This is a genomic window from Proteiniphilum sp. (genome assembly GCF_034927365.1).
In the GTDB taxonomy this organism is placed as follows: domain Bacteria; phylum Bacteroidota; class Bacteroidia; order Bacteroidales; family Dysgonomonadaceae; genus Proteiniphilum.
This window is the reverse complement of the sequence record NZ_JAYFQD010000001.1, coordinates 44,767-68,973: the sequence shown is the minus strand read 5'-3', so window position 1 is coordinate 68,973 and position 24,207 is coordinate 44,767. Positions and strand designations below refer to the sequence as shown.

Sequence of the window (24,207 nt, the reverse complement as noted above, 5' to 3'; positions counted from 1 at the left end):
GAGATGGGAATACGGGTCCTGGTTAAGTTGCTTGATGTTGTGGGAGGGATGATCACCATGATCCCTTCCATACTGGCGGTAGGCGGTTTTTTGGCATTTCGCCTTCATCCGGCCCGGCAGATGGAGTTGCAATGGTTGGGTTTATTCCTTCCCCTGATATTGGGAGTAAATATCTTGCTGATATTCTACTGGGTGGCAAGAAAGAAGTGGTGGTTTGTGATTCCTCTTTTTGCCGTGCTGCTCAATATCCCGTACCTCTCCGCTGTTTTCCAATGGCCCTTTAAACAGACTGAGCCGGCCGGCAGGGAACTGAAGGTGGCTAGCTATAACATCCGGCAGGGAGGTATCGGGGAGATATCCGTGGTCAGTCGTGAGTTGAGCGCTTTTATGGTGGATGAGAAGGTCGATATCCTCTGCCTGCAGGAATTCCCCTCTGCCGGCGAAGCACAATCGAAGTGGATTGAGGAGTTATCCGGGTTCCTGCCTTATTATGTGGCAGATTCATCATCTCTTCCGGCGATGCAGGTTGCTCTCTTTAGCCGGTATCCCATCCTACGGTCGCAAAGGATAACTTTCCCGGATAAAAGCAGTAACAGGGCCATGTGGGCGGAGCTGGATATTGACGGACAGGTAGTCAAAGTGTACAATGTCCATCTGCAGACCACCAACCTGAACCAGAACAGGATCAGGCCTTCGGATGATATCGACCGGGCCACCTCGCGAATCATCAGGCTAAAGGATATGATGGATGTAAATGGAGTGATAAGGGCACGGCAGGCGGATATGATCAGGGAGATGATAGATGGAAGCACCAGTCCGGTTATCCTGTGTGGTGATTTTAATGATACCCCCGCCTCCTATGCCTACAGGAGAATCAAAGGCGACATGGAAGACAGTTTCCGTTCCTGTGGAAAAGGGTATGGATATACCTACCGATACCTTAAGAAATTATTCCGGATCGATTATATCTTTTATTCCGGCGAGGTATTCAGGGGAACACGCTATTATTCCCCCGAACTGGAATACAGTGACCATAAACCGGTGATAGTGACGCTGGATGTAGATCTTACCCCTCTTTCTTCGCGAGGGCGAAACTGAAAGTGGACCCTTCTCCCTCTTTCGATTTGAAAAACAGCCGGCCGTTGTTTAGTTTCATAAATTCATTCACCAGTAACAGCCCCAGCCCTGAGCCCGATTCATGCTCCGTGCCGAAAGTGGTGTAATGGATTGCCGCATCCAGCAGTTTGTGCTGGTCCTCCTCTTTTATTCCGCAACCGTGATCAGTGACGCGGAAGAATACTTCAGCTCCTTTAGATTCCACAACCACATCGATTTCACTGCCGTTGTAACTGAATTTGATGGCATTACTAAGCAGGTTCCGGATAGCGGTCTTAATCATATCGATATCCACGCACACTTCCGTATCCTCCACCGGCGAGGATTGAAAGTTGATTTTTATCCGCTTCGTGGAAGCAACCATCGAGAAAATCTCCACGACTCCTTCTGCAAGTTCTCCGAGGTAAATACTTTGATGGACTGCCTCCAATTTACCTATCTGGCTTCGGATCCATTTCAAAAGGTTATCAAGCAGGGAAAATAATTGCTCTGTCGTTTCATTGGCCGTTTGCAGCATCTCCATGATATCCTGTTCACCGATTTGATATTCTTCCATTTTAAGGAGGAGGACGTTAAAGGTTATCTTTAGTGATGACATGGGAAGACGTAAGTCGTGTGCAATCACAGAATATAAAGCGTCTCTCCCCGCGATTGCCTTTTGGAGTTCGACGGTTTGACGCTGGATGGTTCTTTTTGTTTCCAGTAAGGTTAATTGATGACGGATCCGGACGAATAATTCTTCTTTATTGAACGGTTTGGAAATAAAATCATTGCCTCCCGTGTGAAACCCTTTGACTACATCTCCCGGCTCATTCAGGGCAGTTAAGAAAATAATCGGTATCTCCCGGAAATCGAGGTCACTCTTTAGCTGTTCCGCCAATTCAAAACCATTGACACCAGGCATTAAGACATCCAGCAATATCAAGTCGATTGGTTCAGTTTTGAGCCGGGCAAGCGCCTCTTCCGAATTACCTGCGGTGCAGACCTGCAATCCCGATTGCTCTAACATCGATTTCAATAACCAAACATTGGTAGGAATATCATCTACTATCAATATTTTATACAACGAAAAATCCATTAACTTCTTCCTTATTTGAATATGTCGTTATTATTCTTTTTTTGAAATGTGCAATCATTTTAGATAATCCTTCGTCGAGAGTGACGGTAGGATTCCAGTTCAGTATTTCCCGGGCGAGGCTGATATCCGGTCTTCGCTGTTTAGGATCATCTTCAGGCAAGGGCTTATATACCAGCCTGGAGCGGGAATTGGTGAGCCGGACAATACGTTCTGCCAACTCTTTAATGGTGAACTCCGATGGATTCCCAATATTGATAGGTCCTACAAAATCATCTTCCGTATCCATCAGCCTTGTCAGACCATCTATCAGATCGTCGATATACTGAAAGCTGCGGGTCTGGTTGCCGTCACCGTAAATGGTAATGTCTTCATCCTGCAATGCCTGAAGGATGAAATTGGAGATTACTCTCCCGTCATGAGACAGCATCCCCGGCCCGTAGGTATTAAATATCCGTACAATTTTAATCCGTACTTTTTCTTTCCGGTAGTGGTCCATGAAAATCGTTTCCGCACAACGCTTCCCTTCATCGTAACACGAACGTGCTCCGATCGGGTTCACATTTCCCCAATAGGACTCCTGCTGGGGGTGTTCCAAAGGATCCCCGTAAATTTCGCTTGTGGAAGCCAGTAAAATTTTTGCATTGTATTGCCTGGCGAGTTGTAAAATATTAAATGCGCCCATCACCGATATCTTCATGGTCTTGATCGGATCCCGCTGATAATGGACAGGAGACGCCGGACAGGCTAAATTATATATTTCATCCACAGGCACGACCGGACAGGGATACACGATGTCATGTTCCAACAATTGAAAACGGTCATTTTCCATGAGGTGAGCAATATTTTCTTTACATCCTGTAAGAAAGTTGTCAAGACAAATTACGCGATGACCTTGGTTTAGTAAAATTTCACATAAGTGAGAGCCTATAAATCCCGCACCTCCGGTAATCAAGATTCTTTTCATTGAAACATGTAACACGATTGATTGTGTATGCAAATATATATAAAATATCAAACAATTTTAATTTATTTGGTAATATTTCTCAGTATTGAATAATATTAATGTGAATCCTTGTGCCGGAATAAAATGTATATAGCTTATAATAAATCTGTTATATTTTTATTGTGTTAATTTTTTCTTCCAACTCATCCTTTTACAACTCTCCCGTGTCTACTATAAAGAAGCGATAACAAGCTTTCAAAAGTGTTAAATCAGTATCTGTAGAAGTAGGGAGAACGTGAATTTAGTGAGGTTAAATTTTTTATGTTTAATTTTTTAATATGTAAAATGAACCATGGGAAAAATTCCAATGAAAAGGCGATGGATAATTCTAATGTCGCTCTTTGTGCTGAGTACTACAATTGGCATGGCACAAAAAGTGAGCTTGAATTTCAGCCAGACAAATCTGAGAACTGTGTTGGAGAGCATCACCCAACAAACTGATTACACCCTGGCTTTCAGTAAAGAGGCGGTGGATCTTAATGATGCTGTGACTATTCGGGTGACCGATATCGATCTTAAGCAGGTGTTAGAACAACTGCTCACACCCCGTAACATCGGTTACGAGTTGAGGGACAACAAGATTTATATTTTCAGGAAGGCGGAAGCTGCCACTCAAACAGGACAGGCACCCCAACAGCAGATAAGACTGAGTGGAAGGGTGATCGATGAAAATGGTGAACCGGTCATCGGAGCAAATATAGCCATTCCAGGCACCGGTGTCGGCACAATTACCGATACGTCAGGAAATTTCTCCTTATCGGTGCAACGGGGTGCCACATTGCGTGTTTCTTATATTGGTTATTTGGAACAGCAATTCACGATTACCGATCAGACCGTTCTTAATGTGCAACTGCGTGAAGACACAGAAGAACTTGAAGAGTTCGTGGTAATCGGTTATGGTGTACAGCGTAAAAGTGTGGTGACGGCTGCCATCAGCCGTGTCACATCCGACGACCTGGCAATGACCGCGCCCGTCAGGGTTGACAATGCACTGAAGGGTCTTACGGCAGGTGTGACGGTCACTTCCGCTTCCGGCCAGCCCGGTGATGCTGCCAAGGTACGTGTGCGTGGTATCGGAACCATCAATAATTCGAACCCTGTTTATATCGTCGATGGAATGCCAATTGACGGCGGTATCGATTACCTTAACCCGAACGATATCGAATCGATTGAGGTACTGAAAGATGCCGCTTCAGGAGCTATTTACGGTACACGTGCCGCAAATGGTGTTATTCTCGTTACCACCAAAAAAGGGAAAGAAGGAAAGGCAAGCTTTACCTACGATTTCTCATACGGGATGCAAAGCCCGTGGAAAGAAAGGGGTGTGCTGAATGCCACTGAATATGCCATATTGATGAATGAAGGGAGAATGAACGGAGGAAATTCACCGTTATATGCAGATCCCTATTCATATGGAGAGGGAACAAACTGGCAGAAAGAGGTTTTCAATTACAATGCACCGTTAGTACAGCATCAGTTCAGCGCGAGCGGTACCTCACAACGGCTCAATTATTATTTGTCGGCAGGTTACTATATGCAGGATGGTATTGTCGGGGGGAATTTTGACCGTTCCAACTACAAACGTCTCGCCTTGCGTTCCAATAATAGTTACGTGTTGATGGATGCCAAGAATGAACGTAACTGGTTAAGTAATGTCACCTTCGGTGCTAACCTGGCCTATTCGCGTATCCAGTCGCAGGGGATTAGCACCAATTCCGAATATGGCTCACCGCTGGGGAGTGCCCTTGCTTTTTCACCGATACTTGGAATATATGAAGAGGATGAGGATGCTGTATTTGAAAGATATGCCAATACGCCCAATTTTGTGCCTGTACGGGATAAGAAGAACGGACGTATCTATACAGTGGCCGGTTCCGATTATAATGAAATGGTGAATCCTCTGGCTTTCCTGACTCTGCCGGGAGATAGAGGGAATGCTGATAAATTCATTTCCAATTTCTGGGGAGAAGTGGTCATCTGGGATAACCTGAAATTCCGGTCGTCGTTCGGTACGGACATGGCTTTCTGGGGGAATGATGGATGGAGACCGGTCTATTACCTGGGACAATCCAACAAATCCGAAAGATCGGCTGTATGGTCGGAAATGAACCGTGCATTGGTATGGCAGTTGGAAAACACATTGTCGTATGATAAAACTTTTGGTTCACATAATCTTGCCCTATTGTTGGGACAATCTGCCAAGAAAACTGCCGGCCGTAGGGTGGGAGGAAGCAACCACTACATGGTAGAAGAAAATCCCGACAAGGCAAATATCGATTTTACAACCGGTACGGCCGCCAACGGTGATATGAGCGTGTACGGCGGATCGACCAATCCCCATGCATTGGCCTCCTACTTTGCACGCTTAAGCTACAACTACGGCGAGCGTTATATACTTCAGGCAACCATTCGTCGCGATGGCTCTTCCAGATTTGGAACCAATAATCCATGGGCTACATTTCCTTCATTCTCGCTGGGATGGAATATCACCAACGAAGAATTTGCCGAAGACCGCCCCGATTGGCTGAGCAGTACAAAACTTCGGTTTTCATGGGGAAAGAACGGTAACGAAAATATCGATGATTTCCGTTTTAAAGCTTTTACACAGACCGCGAATAACTATTTCTTCGGGATGGGTGATGCCATAAAGCTGTACAATGGAACCAAGCCCAATGGCTTGGCCAATAAGGATCTGCGGTGGGAGCAATCCATACAGACGAATATAGGGATTGATTTTGGATTTTTAGCCAATGCGTTGACTATGAGTGCCGACTATTATAAGAAGATTACCGATGGTATGTTGATGTGGATGCCTATCCCTTCATATGTGGGAGAATCCAAACCTTGGGGTAACGTGGGTGAGATGGAGAACTCCGGTTTCGAATTTGAAACAGCATATCGGTTTGAGGTGTCTGACTTCAATTTCCGGATCGGAGCCAATGCTACCTATCTGAAGAATAAATTGATTAATTTAGGAAACGAAACCGGATTCGAGAATTACGATAATTATCAGAATGTAGGAACCGTTTCCAGAGCCGAAAATGGACAACCGTTCCCGTTCTTCTACGGTTACAAAACCAATGGGATTTTCCAGAATCAGGATGAAATAAACAGCTATACCTATACAGATAAGGAAGGCAATGTGTCGTTGATACAACCCAAAGCGTTGCCGGGTGATGTCCGTTTCGTAGATATAAACGGTGATGGTAAGATTGATGATAACGACAAGACCGGAATCGGGAAAGGTATGCCCGACTGGACATTCGGTTTGAACCTCTCTGCTTCGTGGAAAAACTTTGATTTCTATATGATGTGGCAGGGCACACAGGGCAACGATATCTTTGACGCAACACGCCGTACGGATATTGCTTCCATCAATCTGCCTTCCTATATGCTGGATCGTTGGACCGGTGAAGGAACTTCTAACCGTATTCCTCGCTTCACCTTTTCTGATAATAACAGCAACTGGCTGTCATCCGATTTATACATCAAAGATGGCTCATATCTGCGCTTGAAGAACATACAGTTGGGATACACATTGCCCAAAGAGCTGACAAGAAATCTTCTGATTTCAAGTTTACGCTTTTTTGTGTCGGCTGAAAATTTGTTGACTTTCACCAGATATGAAGGGTTCGATCCGGAAATCTCTTCCGGGGGTACGCAGATCGGTATTGACCGCGGTATATATCCTCAGGCGAGAACCTATACTTTCGGGCTAAATCTAAACTTTTAATTGAACAGAGTCATATGAAAAAATATATTCTAATTTTGATAAGCTGCATCCTCCTGGGTATAACCGGGACTTCATGTACGACTGATTTCCTTAACATGGACCCACCCAGCCAGGTCTCTATTGAAGAATACTACAACTCGGATGCACGCATTTTTGAAGCATTGGTAGCTGCATATGATCCTTTGAAATGGATTGACTATGCATGGGGACAATACACCCACATTGGTTTTGTTTCAGATGTGATGTCGGATGACGTCTATGTAGGTGGAGAGAATGAAAACGACTGTATTTACCTGCACCGTATGTTTAATTATAATGCTTTGCCCACTTCGGTGGTAAGTGATCTCTGGACAACTTTTTACTCGGGAGTAAACCGTGCGAATGTGGTACTGGAGAACATTGAAAATGTAAAAGATATCTCTGACGAAAAAAGAGCCCTTTATAGTGCCGAGGCAAAGGTATTGCGCTCATTCTATTACAACTGGTTATGGAAACTATGGGGGAATATACCCTATTACGAAAAGAACCTTTCATTTCCATATGTCCATGAGCAGAGCAAGGCCGACGATGTGTATACCGGTATAGTAACAGCATTGGAAGATGCTATTGATAATGGCGGATTGGATATTCGTACAAGTGCACAGTGGTATGGACGGGTATCGAAAGCCATGGCTTACATGCTCTATGCCGAGGTGGTGATGTACCAGCAGGACGAGAGCAGATATCCGAAAGCACTTGCTTATATGGAAGAGATTATCGAATCCAGGAAGTATAGTCTGGTAAATGATTTTGCTTCCATCTGGGAAGAAGCCGGGGAATGGAACAGTGAATCGATTTTCGAAATCAATTATGTGTCCGTTGCAGGTAAGCGTGCCTGGGATGCTGCTATTGCCGCCGGTGGTTCCGTTTACCCGAAATTGATCGGTATAGATAATCTTGGTGGCAGTCCTCATTACGAAGGTGGTTGGGGATTCGAACCGGTTCGGGAAGAAGCTTATCAAATGTATGACGCGAGTGATAAGCGTCGTGATGGCAGTATTCTCAATTTTGCAGATTATGCTGCTTCTACCGGGGCTACTTACAAAGGACGTTATCAGGATACAGGGTATTTCCTGAGGAAGTACTTACCCCGTGTGGGAGGAAATACCGGAAATACCGGTGCTGCCGATATGAACTACAATAATAACTTCCGGGTATACCGGTATGCGGAAACATTATTGTACGCATCCGAACTGCTGGCACGTGGAACTTCAGGCAAAGGAACGGCACAGGGTTACCTGAATGAAGTGCGCAGCCGTGCAGGATTGAGCCCTATTGCCCCTACGGTGGATAATATCATTCAGGAGCGCCGGTTGGAGTTTGTGGGTGAAGGAAAACGCTACTGGGACCTGATCCGTAGTGGTAAAGCAGCCACGGTACTCGTTCCCGATGGCAAGTACCGTACAAATTCCTGGACACCTAATAAAAAATACCTGCCTATTCCGCAAAGCGATATCGATGCGGCACAAGGTCTGTTGACACAGAATAACTATTAATACCCGCAATATGAAAAAGATATATATATTATACATGACCATGTTCTCACTTCTTTTGGGAGCATGTACCCCTGAGCAGTATGATGGAGTGGATGCAAAAGGTATTCCTTCCGTCTCCGATATTCCTGATGATGCTATTTCGATCGTTGTCGACCAGGAAACCAATAATGTGACATTCAAGATGACTGGTGTGTCAGGATATATGCCTGTTTGGATTTTTAGCGATGGAAGCTATTCGACCATTAACGGATTCCAGAAAGTATTCAAAGATGCAGGTGATTACACCGTGGAAGTAAAATTATCAAACCGTAACGGGATAAGCGACGGCTCCGTTACCAGGTCATTCCATATCGATAAATCGCTGATGAAAGGTTTTGGTGGTTTTGTCTATGACTCTGAGTTCAATATGTGGAAAAAAGCGGTGATCAATCAACCCACCTTCTGGTACGCTCCCGGATGGTCGCAGATTGCAGATCCTGCCTATACGCTTGAAAAAGGTTCCTATACGGTAACCTTACCTGCAGCCACAACCGATACATGGCAAGCGCAGATGGCCTTGATAACCAATATCGGTACTGTCTCCTCCAAAGCATATGATTTTTCTGTCATTCTTTCTTCTACAAAGGATCATCCTCATGTGATGGTGAAATTGACAGATAGCTCGAATGATGGTGTTTTCTTTTTCGAGGAGACGATTAAACTTAAAGCCAATGAACCTGTTTGTTTCTGGAAAAGTGAAATGAACGGTATTGATATTGCTACACTGAAACTGGTGTTTGATTTTGGCGGTAACAGTGAAAATAGTATCATCACGCTGGATAAAATTGTACTGAAGGATCATGCCGATGATGACGGAACGGTAGTTCCCGAGACGGGTGACTCTGATGAAGGGGATGAACTGAGCGGCAAAGAATATGCCACAGGTATCGTAGGGAAATGGACGTGGGAACCATCCGTAAGAGGACATTTTGGTTGTGGCCCGAGTCCTGATGATCCCACGGGCTGGTGGAGTGCTTCAGCCAATGAGAAAGCCGACTGGGGTTTATATGATGATGTCATGACATTTGGCGCTAACGGTTCCTATCTCTTTGATCCGGGTGAAGGAGGTCAGATATATGTGAATAAGGACTGCACTTTCTTTCCCGAATATAATCTCAATGATGGTGCCGATTATCTGGTTCCGGTAGCACAACAGACAGCCACATATACGGTTACGGAAGAATCGGGGACATACTACCTGAATCTCCCGTCGAAAACCCTGTTTACTTATATGCCTTCGGATGCAGTATATAACAATCCGAAATATAAGATCACAAAGATGACGACCACCATCATGGAACTCGTATCTTTGGGTGAAGGTATTTCGTGGAAGTATCGTTTGAAAAAAATAGATTAATTTTGTAAACTGAAGCCTGGGTAATAGTGATTAGAACTATTACCTGGGTATCTTGTGTGAAACAGTGATAACCCCTTGCATTGTCAGGCAAGCAAAAAATAAATAGAGAGATGAAACGATTAATCGGACTGATTATAATCCCATGGTTGACATTGTTCAATAGTTGTGGAAATAATAATGAACCTCAACCTCCTTCCGTAGAGGTAACTATTGCGCTTTCACCCGGATCATTGACTTTTTCCGCCGAGGTGGAAACCCGGGAGATTAATGTGAATTCGAATGCCGAGTGGGGTGTCTCCTCCGATCAGAGTTGGTGTAAATTGTCGCCTTCGGGGGGAGTTGCGGGGAATAGCGTGCTGAAAGTTACTGTGGAGAGATATTCTTCAGAACAGCCGCGTACAGCTATCCTCACCTTTAAATCGGGTAAGTTCTCAAAGCAATATACTATAACCCAACAAGGCCGTGTAGTATTGGTAGATATACCGGATGCCGCCTTCAAAACCTATTGTATTGCTAATTTTGATACGGATAAGGATGGCCGGGTCAGTGAATCCGAAGTCAGGGCCATTACTACCCTGGATGTGAGTGCAAAGGGTATTTCCTCGTTGCAGGGGATCGAGAAATTCGTATCACTGACTTCTCTGAACTGTCGTAATAATTCACTTCAAACCATTGATATATCCGGACTGAAATCATTGAGAGCACTGAACTGTGCGGGCAACCAACTCAAGGAACTGGATATCCGGACGAATGTAAATCTGGAAAACCTCGATTGTACTTCCAACTCTTCATTGCAAAGAATTCTTGTCTGGACAGGATTTATACCAACCGAGACATTCAAAAAGCCGGATTATGCTACTTATGTATATCCCGAAATACCGACACCTGCCGGTTATAGATTAGTCTGGCAGGAAGAATTCAACGAACCGCGCCTTCAGGATGGAAGAGCATCGCTCTTGAACAGCGGGAAGTGGTGGTATGAAAATCTGGCTAAGGGTGCAGTCAACAATGAATTACAGACTTATGTCGGCGGATTTGCAGGTAGTGATACGGTGGCTTCCATCTACGATGGTACACTTAAGATAGTTGCACGGAAGCAGGGAGACAGGGTCATTTCGGCACGCATCAATACCAGCGAGAGCTGGACCTATGGTTATTTCGAAGCACGCCTGAAAGTGCCCGGTGGAAAAGGAACATGGCCCGCCTTCTGGATGATGCCCAAGAACTTCAAAAATTGGCCGTTCGACGGCGAGATTGATATCATGGAATATGTGGGTTACCGGCCCAATGTAGTTCAGTCTTCGGTACATACGGAGAGTTATAACCACGTGAAGAAAACCGAGAAAACAGCTACAAAGACGATCGGTAATGCAGAAACCGAATTTCACGTGTATGCCCTCGAGTGGACGGCAGACTATATCAGGGCGTTTGTCGACGGTGAGGAATATTTTCGTTTCAATAACGACAAACAGAACAATAAACATACCTGGCCATTCAATGTGCCTTTTTACCTGAAACTTAACCTGGCATGGGGTGGCGATTGGGGCGGGTCGCAGGGTATTGATGAAAGCAAGCTGCCCGCGACGTATGAAATCGATTATGTGAGGGTATTTCAAAAGTGAATGATCGCCTCTTCCTTGGATAGTGAAAGAATGGAATAAAAATAGATGAAAATGTTACTCAGTTTGAAAATGTTTCTGTTGATGCTGGCGTTTTACGGCTCTACCTCATGCCAGGATCCAATAAAAGAAGAAAAGAAAGAGGAAAAGCCGGAGCAGCCCGGAAAAACGGATAGTAATGATGTGACGATTTATATCACGACCAATACCCGGTCACAGAATTTCAGGAAACAGGAAACGGCGTTTAGTCAGAAGGACAATCCATCACCGGGGAGTATAATCAAATTGGAGCCGGAAACGCGTTATCAGACGATGGATGGCTTTGGAGCCGCTATTACGGGTTCCACCTGTTATAACCTGCAACAGATGACGAAAGAGAATCGGGCTAAATTCCTGAAAGAGACATTTTCACATTCAGAGGGGATGGGGCAGAGTTACGTCAGGATATCTATCGGTTGCTCTGATTTCTCATTAAGCGAATATACCTGTTGGGACAATAAAGAAACCGGGTTCGGCCTGACCCCTGAAGAGACCGATTACGTGATTCCTATTCTGAAAGAGATCCTGGCCATTAATCCCGAACTGAAGATAATGGGTTCGCCCTGGACGCCCCCACGATGGATGAAGGTGAATAACCTGACCGATCTTCAGCCTTTCAATTCATGGACGAGCGGCCAACTCAATCCGGCCCACTATGCCGATTATGCCGATTATTTTGTGAAATGGATCGATGCTTTCAAACAACATGGGATCAATATCTACTCCGTAACACCCCAGAATGAACCGTTGAACCGGGGGAATTCCGCTTCCCTTTTCATGGGTTGGGAGGAGCAACTCGAATTTGTAAAAAACCACCTGGTTCCCAAATTCAAGGAAGCGTCACTGACTACGAAGATCTATCTGTTCGATCATAACTATAATTATGATAATATGCCTGACCAGAATGATTATCCGGTAAAGATCTATGATGCCGGTATCGATATCGATCTGGTAGCCGGAGCGGCTTATCATAATTATGGAGGAAATAAGTCGGAGCTTCTCGACATACATGGCAGGTATCCCGACCGGGAGTTAATCTTCACCGAGACGTCTATCGGGACATGGAATGATGGGCGTAACCTTGAAGTACGGCTGATGGATGATATGCGGGATGTGGCACTGGGAACGGTGAATAATTGGTGTAAAGGCGTTATTGTCTGGAATCTGATGCTCGACAGCGACCGTGGCCCCAATCGTGAAGGGGGTTGCCAGACCTGCTATGGTGCGGTGGATATCAACCGTTCGAATTATTCGACTATTACACGCAACTCGCATTACTATATCATCGGACATCTTTCCTCAGTGGTAAAACCAGGGGCGGTTCGTATAGGTACGTCGGGGTTCAACGAGAGTGGTTATTATTTTTCAGCGTTTGAAAATACCGATGGTACTTATGCTGTCGTTTTGTTGAATAACAGTACTTCCGATAAATTCATCACATTGGACGATGGAACCAATCATTTCAGTTATGAGGTACCTGCCAAATCTGTTATTTCGTATCGATGGAAAAAAAGCAAATAAATTTAAACGGTGATGAAAATGATAAAGTACAGTTATATAGTTCTTTTGTTACTCCTGATAACCTCCTGCAATACAGGAGGTGGTAGAGTATCGGTTGTGGGTCTGGATACCAATATTGAGAAAAAGATTGACAGTATCATGGCAAGGATGACCCTCGAAGAGAAAGTGGGCCAGATGGCACAGTTTACGCTCGACGTGATTGGAAAAGGAGGGAATATCTATTATAGTGATGAACCTTTCGAAATCGATCCCGGTATGCTCGATACGGTGATCGGCAAATACAAGGTGGGCTCCATCCTGAATACGGCCAACAACAGGGCCCGTACCACCGAAGTGTGGGAGAAGGCTGTCAGGACGATACAGGAGAGAGCGTTGGCTGAGACCGGCATACCGGTCATCTATGGAATCGATGCCATCCACGGAACTACTTATACTGCCGGATCCACTCTTTTCCCCCAGGGTGTGGGGATGGCTGCCTCCTTTAATACCAACCTGATGAAAGAAGGATCCCGTATTGCGGCTTATGAAACCCGGGCAAGTAATATCGCCTGGACTTTTGCGCCCACAATGGATTTGGGAAGGGATGCCCGTTGGTCACGCCAGTGGGAGAGCTACGGGGAAGATGCTTATCTAAATGCCCAAATGGGATTAGCCTCTACGCTGGGGTTCCAGGGTGATGACCGCAATAATGTCGGTAGCCATCATATTGCTGCTTGCACGAAACATTATATGGGCTATGGTGTCCCTGTTTCAGGAAAGGACCGTACACCTGCCCTTATCTCCGAAAGTGAATTGCGTGAGAAATATTTTGAACCCTTTCGTACTTCTATCGTAGAAGGGGGAGCACTTTCACTGATGGTCAATTCGGGTATTATTAACGCTGTTTCCACTCATGCCGATTACAGGCTGTTGACCGAATGGGTGAAAGAGGATCTCGCGTTCGACGGGGTGATCGTGACCGATTGGGCCGATGTGCAGAACCTGCTTTCACGTGACAGGATCGCCGTCGATTATAAGGGAGCAGTAAAAACAGCTATCAATGCCGGTATCGACTTGGTGATGGAGCCTTATAACCTGGCCTTTTGCCCTGCATTAGTAGAATTGGTGGAAGAAGGTGAGGTGCCCATGAGCCGGATTGATGATGCCGTACGTAGGGTATTGCGGTTGAAATTCCGTTTGGGACTCTTTGAAAATCCTTACTGGTCGCGTTCCGACTATCCTGATTTCGGGAGCAGGGAGAGTGAGGCAGTGGCAAAAGCAGCTGCGGATGAGTCGATCACCCTGTTGAAGAATGAGAATAATATCCTCCCGTTACCGGCCAATGCACGAATCCTGGTTACCGGCCCCAATGCACACTCCATGCGTACCCTCAACGGTGGCTGGAGCTATTCGTGGCAGGGAGAGAAGACCGAAGAGTTTGCACAGGACTACAACACTATTTATGAGGCGTTACAGCATAAGTTCGGCGTTCCTAACGTGAGGTATGAACCGGGTGTAACCTACAAGATGGATGGACAGTATTATGAGGAAAATTCTCCCGAGATCGGGAGAGCAGTTGCTGCCGCGGCTGGAGTCGATTATATCGTGTTGTGTGTAGGAGAGAACTCCTATTGTGAAACACCGGGTAATCTCGATGAGCTGACCCTGTCGGAAAATCAGACAGCCCTTGCACTGGCGCTGCAAAAAACCGGAAAACCGGTCATCCTGGTACTGAATGAAGGACGACCACGCCTGATCCGTAGGATCGAACCGGATTCCAAAGCAATCATCCAACTCTATCTTCCAGGCAATTTCGGAGGCGATGCCCTGGCCGATGTACTCACCGGGGATATAAATCCGAGTGGAAAACTGCCCTATACCTATCCGAAATTTGAGCAAGGGTTGATTACCTATGATCATAAACCCAGTCAGAATATCGACGGTAAGATGGAAGGTGCCTATGATTACGGCGCACAGACATCGATACAGTATCCCTTCGGTTTTGGCTTGAGTTACACCACTTTTGAGTATACCAATTTAGCAGTGAGTGAGCAGGAGTTCGTGTCGGGCGATGTGATGACCGTGACCGTGGATGTGAAGAACAGTGGTGCAGTAGCCGGTAAAGAGTCGGTACTTCTTTTTAGTAGCGATATGGTAGCCTCCCTTTCTCCCGATGTGCGCCGTTTGCGTGCATTTGAAAAGATATCGCTCAAACCGGGTGAAACCAAAACGGTTACATTCCTGTTGAAGGCGGATGATCTGGCTTTTGTGAATGAGCATGGGAAGTGGACACTCGAAGCAGGCGAATTTAAATTACAGGCAGGAAATCAGATTGCCATGATCAATTGTAGCAAGACCCGTATTTGGGATACACCCAATAAGTAGAGTAAAGATCAGAAAACAGATGAACCGGTTACCTGTCCATACAAAATGGCAGGTATACCGGTTTTTTGTAAATATTTTTTTGCATCTTTGTAGAATATCTGTGTTGAAAACGTTCTTTTTACGGTGAAATCAGATTAGCTCCTGAATCAATAATCAATCTCTTTATATACTTAAATATACATTACTATGGCAATTAACAGAAGGCAGTTTTTGAGGACTTCTTTAGCAGGAAGTGCGGTGGCATTTGGTAGTAAACTGGATGCAATGGAGCGTATGGTATCGGATCCGGCGAAACCGGATAGTTTTGATGAACTTACTCCGCCGGCTAAAGGTAAATCAGTATTGGGTCTGCGTTGTAATCCCATCCCTACAGTACGTATAGGGGTCGTGGGACTGGGACGTGGAGGTGGCGCAGTCGACAGGCTTAGTCGGATTGAAGGTACGGAAATCGTGGCTTTGTGCGACCTGAATCCGGAACGTGTCAATAACAGTCAGAAGACTCTCCGGAATAATAAACGGAAAGAGGCGGCAACCTATACCGGGGAAGAAGACTGGAAAAAGATGTGTGAGCGGGATGATATTGATCTGATCTATAATGCTACCCCATGGGTACTCCATGTCCCAATCGCCTTGTATGCCATGGACCATGGTAAACATGTGGCCATTGAAGTGCCGGCCGCACTTACAGTAAAAGATTGCTGGGCATTAGTGGATAAGGCGGAAGAGAAGCAACTGCACTGCATGATGCTCGAAAACTGTTGTTACGATTTCTTTGAGCTGGCCACCCTTAATATGGCCCGTTTGGGACTGTTGGGAGAAATTATACATACCGAAGGAGCTTATATTCATGATTTGCGTGACTCAAAATTTAACGGATACTATAAACATTGGCGCCTGGAATATAGCAAATATCACACGGGAAATCCGTATCCTACTCATGGCTTAGGACCTATTGCCCAGGTAATGGGAATAAACCAGGGTGATCGGATGGAATATCTGTCATCCGTCTCTACCAATCAATTCGGATTGTCTCTCTGGGCAAAAGAGAATTTAAAGGATGATGAACGCATTACCTTGTCGGAACGGTATATGCTGGGAGATATGAATACTACGATCATTCATACAGCTATGGGTAAAAGTATTATGATTCAACATGATACTACTTCTCCGCGGCCCTATTCCCGTATTCACCTGGTACAGGGAACAAAAGGCATGGCGGTGAAATATCCGGATGAGAAGGTGGCCATCCAACCCGAGACACATTCATTCCTGAAAGAAGGAGACCAGAAGGAGATACTATCCCAGTACGAGCATCCATTAAGCAAGTTCATCGGTGAACGGGCAAAACAGATAGGCGGACACGGAGGTATGGACTTCATTATGGACTGGCGACTGATCTATTGTTTGCAAAAAGGTTATCCATTGGACCAGAGTGTATATGATGCGGCAGCATGGTCCTCACTGGTAGAATTGACCGAACGGTCGGTATTGAACAAGAGTTGTTCTGTGGCTATTCCTGATTTTACCCGTGGGGCATGGAGAAACTATCAACCCTGGCCGGTCATTGATATGGAAAAGGTGCTGCATGGTTAATGATTCATGAAAAGGAGTTGTGAAGTATGATACAATAATCTGTACAATATGAAATTCTTTTTTCCGGTATTGATATCGCTGTTCACAATAGTGAATCTGTATGCCCGCAAGCAGGAGCCGGAAGTGAATGGACTACCGGTTTATTCTCCCCAACATCAGCAGATTGATTGGCTTTTGAGGAATAGTACCTACAAAGCCGGAGTTTTCGCATCTGCCGACCGGAGAGAACTGATCCTTTCGAATGGACTTGTGGAGCGTGTTTTCAGAATCATCCCGGATGTAGCTTGTGTCAGCTATAAAAACCTCACTACCGGATTGGAAATGTTGCGCGCCATTCATCCGGAGACAATTGTGACAATTGATATGATAGCATATCCTGTTGGAGGTTTGGAAGGGCAGAAAGAGAGGGGATATCTGAAGCAGGAATGGGTGGATACATTTACTTCTTTCGAAAGGGAATTTCAATTGAGCGATACTCATATTTCCGGTATCACTCCTTATCTCGATTGGAAGCCTGCCCGCTGGGCTTCCAATCCCTCGTTGCCGACAGGAAAAAGGGTCAGCTTCTTGTATGATGCCGTAAATGATCCGAGGCTGAAAGATATCACTATTATAGTCAATTATGAGCTATACGACGGGATACCACTGATAAACAAATGGGTGGAGATCGAAAATAAAGGTAGTCAATCTTTCGTGATCAATAGAGTAGTAAGTGAATCACTGGCGTTGGTAGAGGAGGAATCTGCGGTTGTGGGTTTGCCGGAAGAGATGCTAAAACCCCAATATATCTATGTTGAGACCAATTATGCATTCAATAATGCGATGAATTATCGTGTAAGCGATCAAACCGCCCATTGGAAAAGGGATTACCAATATACTTCCCAAGTCAATTATAATTATGATACCCCCTGTATATTAGAAATATATCCGAAAACCGATCCCAATGAACGGTTAAAAGGAGGAGACCGATTCAGATCACCCCACAGCTTTCAACTCTTATTTGACGGGTATGACAGGGAACGGAACGGGTTGGCCGTACGGAAAATGTACCGCACCGTGACGCCGTGGGTGACTGAGAACCCTATCTTCATGCATCTGGTCAGCCGTACCGACGAGCAGGTTTTTACTGCTATCGACCAATGTGCCGAGACAGGCTATGAAGCAGTGATCCTTAGTTTTGGAAGTCATATAAACATTGAAGATACCTCGGCCGTGAATGTGAAGAGGGTGAAGGTGTTTGCCGATTATGCACATGAGAAAGGGATCCAGATCGGCTGTTACTCTCTCTTCTCAAGCAGGTCGATAGGACCGGAGACCGATGTCATCGACCCCCTTACCGGAAAGCCGGGAGGAGCATTCTTCGGAAAGGCACCTTGTCTCGCCAGTGACTGGGGACTTGCATATATCCGGAAGTTGAAATATATGTTCACCCAAACAGGCTTTGATATTTTCGAGAATGATGGACCATATCCGGGAGATGTCTGTGCTTCTACTTCCCATCCGGGACATGAAGGATTGCACGACTCACAATGGAAACAGATGGAGCTGCAAAAAGAGTTGTACCGTTGGTTCAATGCACGGGGAGTGTATGTGAATGCACCTGACTGGTATTTTCTGGACGGAACCAATAAGATTGCTTTGGGTTACAGGGAAGTGAATTTCTCTCTGCCCCGCGACCGGCAAAAAATTCTAAATCGTCAGAATATTTATGATGGGACATGGTTGAAGACCCCATCCATGGGGTGGGGGTTTGTACCACTGACTGCCTACCATGGCGGTGGAGCCGATGCAGTACTGGAACCGTTGAGTGAGCATTTAAAAGATTACGAGCAACTGATGGTGCAATACTATGGTGCCGGTGTGCAGGCTTGCTACCGTGGGCCGAGGCTGTATGACACAGAAGAGACTAAGCAGGTGGTACAGAATATTATTGACTGGTATAAACGATACCGGGATATCCTTAACTCCGATATTATCCATTTGCGTCGTGCCGATGGGCGTGACTGGGACGGCATTATGCACGTGAACCCTGATCTGAAGGAAAAAGCTTTTATCATGGTGTATAACCCCTTAAATGAGCCGATTGAGAAAGAGATCTCCCTTCCGTTGTATTATTCAGGTCTAACGGAGAGCGCTATTGTAAAAGAAAAAGATGAACCAAAAGGGAAAAGGTATAAGCTTAACCGGGATTATTCCATCACGCTAAAAATTTCTATCCCGGCGGACAGTTACAATTGGTACGTGGTAGAATAACTATTCTAAAACGAATACAGACTGTATCTTGGGTTTCGGTCCCATCTCTATTTCTAAAATTCCTCCCGAAATGATTTCCCCATAATGGAGATAGTATCTATCCAGCGGTTTTCCATTGAATTTTACACTCTGGATATAGATATTCTCTTCAGAATTATGGATAGTTCTGATGGTAAATGAATTTCCGGATGCATATTTATCGTCTAACAGAATGGTTATCTCATCAAAAACGGGACTGGTGATCTCGAAACGCAGGTCGCCGGGACACACCTGATAAAGGCCAATGGAAGCAAGTACATACCATGCCGACATTTGTCCCACATCGTCATTTCCCACCAAACCGTTCACACTGTTGTTGTAAGCCCTGCGGCATATTTCCCGGCTCCATTTCTGGGTAAGCCAGGGATGTCCCAGACGGTTAAAAAGGAAAGGAACGTGATGTACCGGTTCGTTCGCATGGTTATAGTATTCGTTCCACATCATATCCTCAGGCACATTTTCGAAAAACTCAATCAAATCAGCGATCACCTTTTCCTTGCCTCCCATTAACGCTACCATACCTTCCACATCGTGGGGTACAAACCATCCTTGTTGATACGGGTTGCTCTCCACTGTGCCGTATCCATCCTGGAGGCGCCCTCTTTCAGGCCACTCCTTCCAGCTCCCATCTTCATTCTTTGCTCTAAACCAGCCTACTTCAGGATCAAATATATTCTTATAGCTTTTGGATAGGGCGATATATTTCTCATACTCCTCCTTATGGCCCAGTTTTTCAGCCAATTGAGACAGGCACCACTCGGTATAACTCAATTCAAGGGTATTGGAGATAGAAAAATCACCCACGGCATATCCTGCGCTTCCTGAATCGGATGCATCGCTACGGACAGCAAAACCAAGCAGCTCATTGCCGCTTCTTTCACTTGTCTTTATGGCAATCTGATATGCTTTATCGATGTCAAAGTCATCAATTCCCTTAAAGAAAGCGTCTGTTAGCACCGATATGGCCGGGTTTCCAATCATACAGGCGCTATATGCATTCAACAACTCCCATCTTTCAAAATAACCCTTGCCACTCTCATCGGCAAGCGTGACAAGCGATTGCACCATGTCGTTGACAAGTGTCGGATTGATGAGTGTCTGTAAAGGGAACTGCGCCCGGAATACATCCCATCCGCTGAAGATCGTCCTTTTGGTGAAATTGCCCGATTGACGGATTTCCCCGTCTCCTCCCATATAATCGCCGTTTACATCTTCAAAGATCCTCGGGTCTATCATAGTATGATAAAGAGCAGTATAGAATATCTTCTTCTCTTCATCATCCTTACCCTCTACTTTTATTTTTTGCAGTGCGTTATTCCATGCATCATACGCCTCCTGATGAACCCGGTCAAAATCCCAATCAGTGATTTCTCTCTCCAGGTTTTCCCTGGCTCCTTCCAGGTTGACAAATGAAATACCGGTTTTGAGTATAACCTCTTCTCCTTCAGAAGAGGGAAAGTTGGCAAAAAATCCCAGATGCCTACCTTCTGTTTCAGTCAATCCCTTTTCTATCCGGGCATTGGCGACCAATGACTGGTATGCTTCCGAGGTAACATCCTCACGTTTCCGAGGCATACCATCCGGAATGTCGGCACTCCAGAAACCATACTCTTTGAGTGGTTTGCTGAATTGTGCATAGAAGTAAACCGTATAATTGGCTTTACCGTCGCCATTTCCCCATCCCCCTCCTTCGGGCGGACATTCCATTCTGCCCGCGATGGTATGCTCATCAATCACCTTTACCGATTGAAAGGTAGATGTCCCCCCAACCCTTCGGGCAAGATCGATCTGGATACGCGATTGAGGATTTTCAGGGAAAGTGAAGCGATAGATGCCGCAATGTGTGGTGGCAGTGGCTTCTACTTTTATTGCATAGTTATCCAAAACGACGGAATAATAACCCGCCGATGCAATCTCATTCTCTTTTGAATAACGGGAACGATAGCCGTTATCGGGATGAGCCTCGGTCCCGGCGATGGTTTTCATCTCACCGGTTGTGGGCATTATTAGAAAATTACCCAGTTCGCCGTACCAGCCGATACCACTTAACTGGGTCATGGCAAACCCTTCTATCGTCGTATGTTCATAACTGTAACCCGATCCGTTATCACCACCGGTAATCGTGTTGGGGCTACACTGCACCATGCCGTACGGAGTGGTTGCTCCGGGGAAAGTCTTGCCCAGACCGTGATAAACTCCCGCGGCATCCACACTGGTGCTGGCACCGATAAAAGGATTTACATAGGAGGCATAATCATCTTTCCTGTTATTGTCGTTTGTACAGGCATAGTGTATCAGCAGTAACCATAAGAGTATTGCAGGGTAGTATTTATTAGTCATCCTTATTTTTTTAGTTTCATGTCGATTAACCGCAATGTCACGAAGCCGAATTGAGGTATTGTTATTTTTGTTTGTAACTGTCCATTTCCTTTATTGACGGGTAATAGCTCTCGGATAAGATTACCGTTGAGGTCTACCTGTTCTATTTTTCCTACACTGTAGTTCAGGATTATTTCCCGTGCAGTGTCACGGGAGGAAGTATTATAGATACGTATAAGCAGATTTTTATTTTCTACGGTCATAGACGATATTTCCAGATTGTCGCCGACAGTTTCAAGCAACGACATATCCGGCACTCCAGTAGAGTGGGGGGTGAGTTGTGCAACCATTGGCTCATTCCACTGACCGCTTGCTTTTTCTACCGAACCCGTTTCCCAGTTGCCGGAATGAGGCAAGAGCGCATACCGTATTTTGGTGGGTCCATGAGTCCTGTAATTTCTTCCCCATAAAGCCCTGCCGGTATATTGCACGGTTAATCCCAGCGGCAGGCTGTCGGTTTGCAGATAACTCGTAGTGTGGTCTGAAAACAGCGCCACTCCATAATCCTGTTTCTGACCGGTAAGATCCACCCAGTTCAGGATCACGTTATGCTTGATACTATCCCAACTTGAATAGAGCGTATTGTCGAGCCGGCTTTCAGTGACGTCAAAGGGCGCGTTCTTGTATAGCTTCCGACCGACCTCGTTGAGCGGGAACAGTACATGGAGTTTATAGTCGTCATTATAAAAAGCCTTATTCCGCTCTTTGGCTTCATAATGCCTGCCATGATCATAGGCACCGATTCCGGGCTCTCCTTCCCAATCGATATGCAAGGCGAAGTCGATACGGGGATTCTTTTTATAAAAAGTGATCAGTTGCCAATAGTGCTGTCCGGCAATCTGATTCTCGACCTTCACGCGGGTAAATAATTCTCCCTCCCCGATGATCGAGGTGTTGGCGCGATTCTCAGATCCCTGGTGAAATTTTCCCTCTTGATAGAAAAATCCCCTCAGGTCGTTGAGGTATCTCCCGTGCTGAACCAGTTGCCTGTTCCCGTTTTTTTTATCGATCAGGCTGGTGATGGTACCGCCATGCGCAGGATCGATAATTACCGAATAGTAGTCTGTTTCTATCCTGATTTTTTTTGAAGAAGGGTTCACCTTTTTAGGAGAGGGTAGTTTCTTATTACTCTGTTTCAACCTGTAGGTGGCATACCCCATTCCGGGGACAGATGCTTCGAAGAGCAGTTTCACATTACCGTTATCCTCTTCTGAAAGCTGATGGGGAACAGGTTTACCCTTGGCATCCACGACTTCCACCTGGCGGCTTCGAAGATATTCCGGTAAAATCAGTGCTACCTCCTCTTCACGAGCCGCCCCCGAGGTATTATATATCCGGATATATTCAGAGTTATTGCCCCCCTTAAAGAGATTCGATATCTTTCCGGATGCAATTTGATTAGTGGCATCCGTCCAGCGGACTACCTTATCGGCCCAGGTATCTCCCGGTTTACCGTTATATGGCACGATCCAGCAGTCGTGGTGCTGGGCAAGCATCAATGTTCGCCATGCTTCGGCAAAATCCTTCTCCGGCCATCTCTCGCCGTTGAACAGATAATCCATCGCAGCCATCTTTTCTGCTGTGACGAGCAGGTTTTCACTTGCCCGTACCTGTTGCGCAATTTGTTGTATCACCTGGGCACCCCACACCAATCCCGGTTTGATATCTTCCTGGGAGAAACGCCACTCTTCCGGTTTCACCTTCCCTTTTATCATCTCAAAATAGTTGGTCCAGGTGGTATATCGTGTAGGTTTATATTCACTCCCCCATGGGCCTCCGTTCCACCCTGCATCCTGAAAACACATCCCTACCGGATATTGGATGCCGTTGGCAAAGCATTTCTCGATGAAACTACGGGAGTTGGTCCATGACTCGGTTTGCCAGGTCGATTCCGTGGATAACTCCTCTACGGCATATCTCGGTACGGCGGAAATGGTAGTCCCGTCGGGTCCGATCCAGTTGACCAGATCTTTACCGAAAGCACTGGTATATCCTCCCCAACAGGTATTGGGATTTCTCAATACTGCGTATTGAAAACCAAAACCTTGGAGGATCTGGGGTAAACTGCTTGTGAAGCAGGGTTCTTCCACGGCATAAGTGAGGAAAGAGGCATTCGGAAAGTACTCCCTGGTTTTTGCCATACCATAATGAAATTGCCGGATAATACTTTCTCCCGAGATATTATAACAGTATGGTTGCGACCAGGTCGGATTGACAAACTCTATTCGTCCTGTCGGACCTTCTTTCTCAAAATATGACTGAAACGCTTTGAAGTTCTTCGCATCTGTCACACTGATCGTATCCCAGGTCTCAGGTTCGATCTCCAGATTGATTGCCCAGTCGGGATGCTTCTCCAACTGCTCCACCATGAACCGTGCCTGCCATATCGGGTAGTGACCATAGATTCCACCATGATAACCATCCGTAAACCATGCGGTTTGCGACAGGACAGGGATTTTCACCAGCAGGAAACAAAACAGACTAAAGATAAATAACCTGTACTCCCGATTTAAATCTCCAAATGCCATACTATTCCTTT

General features: G+C 45.7%; 13 protein-coding genes. 9 read left to right on the top strand and 4 right to left on the bottom strand.

From position 1 onward, the window contains the following. The first annotated feature begins 3 nt into the window (after positions 1 to 3). Entirely contained in the window at positions 4 to 1,098 is a 1,095-nt protein-coding gene (locus VB073_RS00240) for an endonuclease/exonuclease/phosphatase family protein (RefSeq protein WP_323402123.1), read from the top strand. Here the strand turns inward: VB073_RS00240 and VB073_RS00235 are convergent. Both VB073_RS00235 and VB073_RS00230 read right to left on the bottom strand, forming a co-directional pair. Then, a complete protein-coding gene (locus VB073_RS00235) occupies positions 1,067 to 2,194 on the bottom strand; it encodes a hybrid sensor histidine kinase/response regulator (RefSeq protein WP_323402122.1) in 1,128 nt (375 codons plus the stop codon). The two genes, VB073_RS00240 and VB073_RS00235, sit on opposite strands and share 32 nt — an antisense overlap. Next, a complete protein-coding gene (locus VB073_RS00230; RefSeq protein ID WP_323402121.1) occupies positions 2,175 to 3,158 on the bottom strand; it encodes a UDP-glucuronic acid decarboxylase family protein in 984 nt (327 codons plus the stop codon). Before VB073_RS00230 ends, VB073_RS00235 begins: the two co-directional genes overlap by 20 nt. Positions 3,159 to 3,504: 346 nt before the next feature. Here VB073_RS00230 and VB073_RS00225 point away from each other — a divergent pair, with 346 nt between their 5' ends. The 8 genes from VB073_RS00225 (at position 3,505) to VB073_RS00190 (ending at position 19,250) form a co-directional block, all read left to right on the top strand. After that, positions 3,505 to 6,930 (top strand): TonB-dependent receptor, encoded by a 3,426-nt coding sequence (locus VB073_RS00225; protein WP_323402120.1) that lies wholly within the window; start codon positions 3,505 to 3,507, stop codon positions 6,928 to 6,930. Positions 6,931 to 6,944: 14 nt separating this feature from the next. Then, positions 6,945 to 8,465 carry a RagB/SusD family nutrient uptake outer membrane protein gene (locus VB073_RS00220; protein ID WP_323402119.1) on the top strand — a complete coding sequence of 507 codons (1,521 nt, stop codon included), beginning with the start codon at positions 6,945 to 6,947 and terminating at the stop codon, positions 8,463 to 8,465. A gap of 10 nt (positions 8,466 to 8,475) precedes the next feature. Beyond that, entirely contained in the window at positions 8,476 to 9,861 is a 1,386-nt protein-coding gene (locus tag VB073_RS00215; protein WP_323402118.1) for a hypothetical protein, read from the top strand. Positions 9,862 to 9,971: 110 nt separating this feature from the next. After that, the gene (locus tag VB073_RS00210; RefSeq protein ID WP_323402117.1) at positions 9,972 to 11,483 is read left to right on the top strand and encodes a family 16 glycosylhydrolase; all 1,512 of its coding nucleotides are present in this window, start codon (positions 9,972 to 9,974) and stop codon (positions 11,481 to 11,483) included. A gap of 81 nt (positions 11,484 to 11,564) precedes the next feature. Continuing rightward, the gene (locus tag VB073_RS00205; protein WP_323402200.1) at positions 11,565 to 13,040 is read left to right on the top strand and encodes a glycoside hydrolase family 30 protein; all 1,476 of its coding nucleotides are present in this window, start codon (positions 11,565 to 11,567) and stop codon (positions 13,038 to 13,040) included. An 18-nt stretch (positions 13,041 to 13,058) separates the two neighbouring features. After that, on the top strand, positions 13,059 to 15,404 hold the full coding sequence (locus VB073_RS00200) for a glycoside hydrolase family 3 N-terminal domain-containing protein (protein ID WP_323402116.1): 2,346 nt from the start codon (positions 13,059 to 13,061) through the stop codon (positions 15,402 to 15,404). A gap of 273 nt (positions 15,405 to 15,677) precedes the next feature. Further along, on the top strand, positions 15,678 to 16,997 hold the full coding sequence (locus tag VB073_RS00195; RefSeq protein WP_416349486.1) for a Gfo/Idh/MocA family protein: 1,320 nt from the start codon (positions 15,678 to 15,680) through the stop codon (positions 16,995 to 16,997). A 48-nt stretch (positions 16,998 to 17,045) separates the two neighbouring features. Further along, complete coding sequence (locus VB073_RS00190; RefSeq protein WP_323402114.1) at positions 17,046 to 19,250, top strand: hypothetical protein; 2,205 nt, start codon at positions 17,046 to 17,048, stop codon at positions 19,248 to 19,250. On the opposite strand, the gene VB073_RS00185 is transcribed toward VB073_RS00190, so the two are convergent. Continuing rightward, complete coding sequence (locus VB073_RS00185) at positions 19,251 to 21,629, bottom strand: GH92 family glycosyl hydrolase (RefSeq protein ID WP_323402113.1); 2,379 nt, start codon at positions 21,627 to 21,629, stop codon at positions 19,251 to 19,253. It abuts the gene before it with no gap. Positions 21,630 to 21,631: 2 nt separating this feature from the next. Beyond that, entirely contained in the window at positions 21,632 to 24,196 is a 2,565-nt protein-coding gene (locus tag VB073_RS00180) for a glycoside hydrolase family 38 C-terminal domain-containing protein (protein ID WP_323402112.1), read from the bottom strand. Between the last annotated feature and the right edge of the window lie 11 nt (positions 24,197 to 24,207).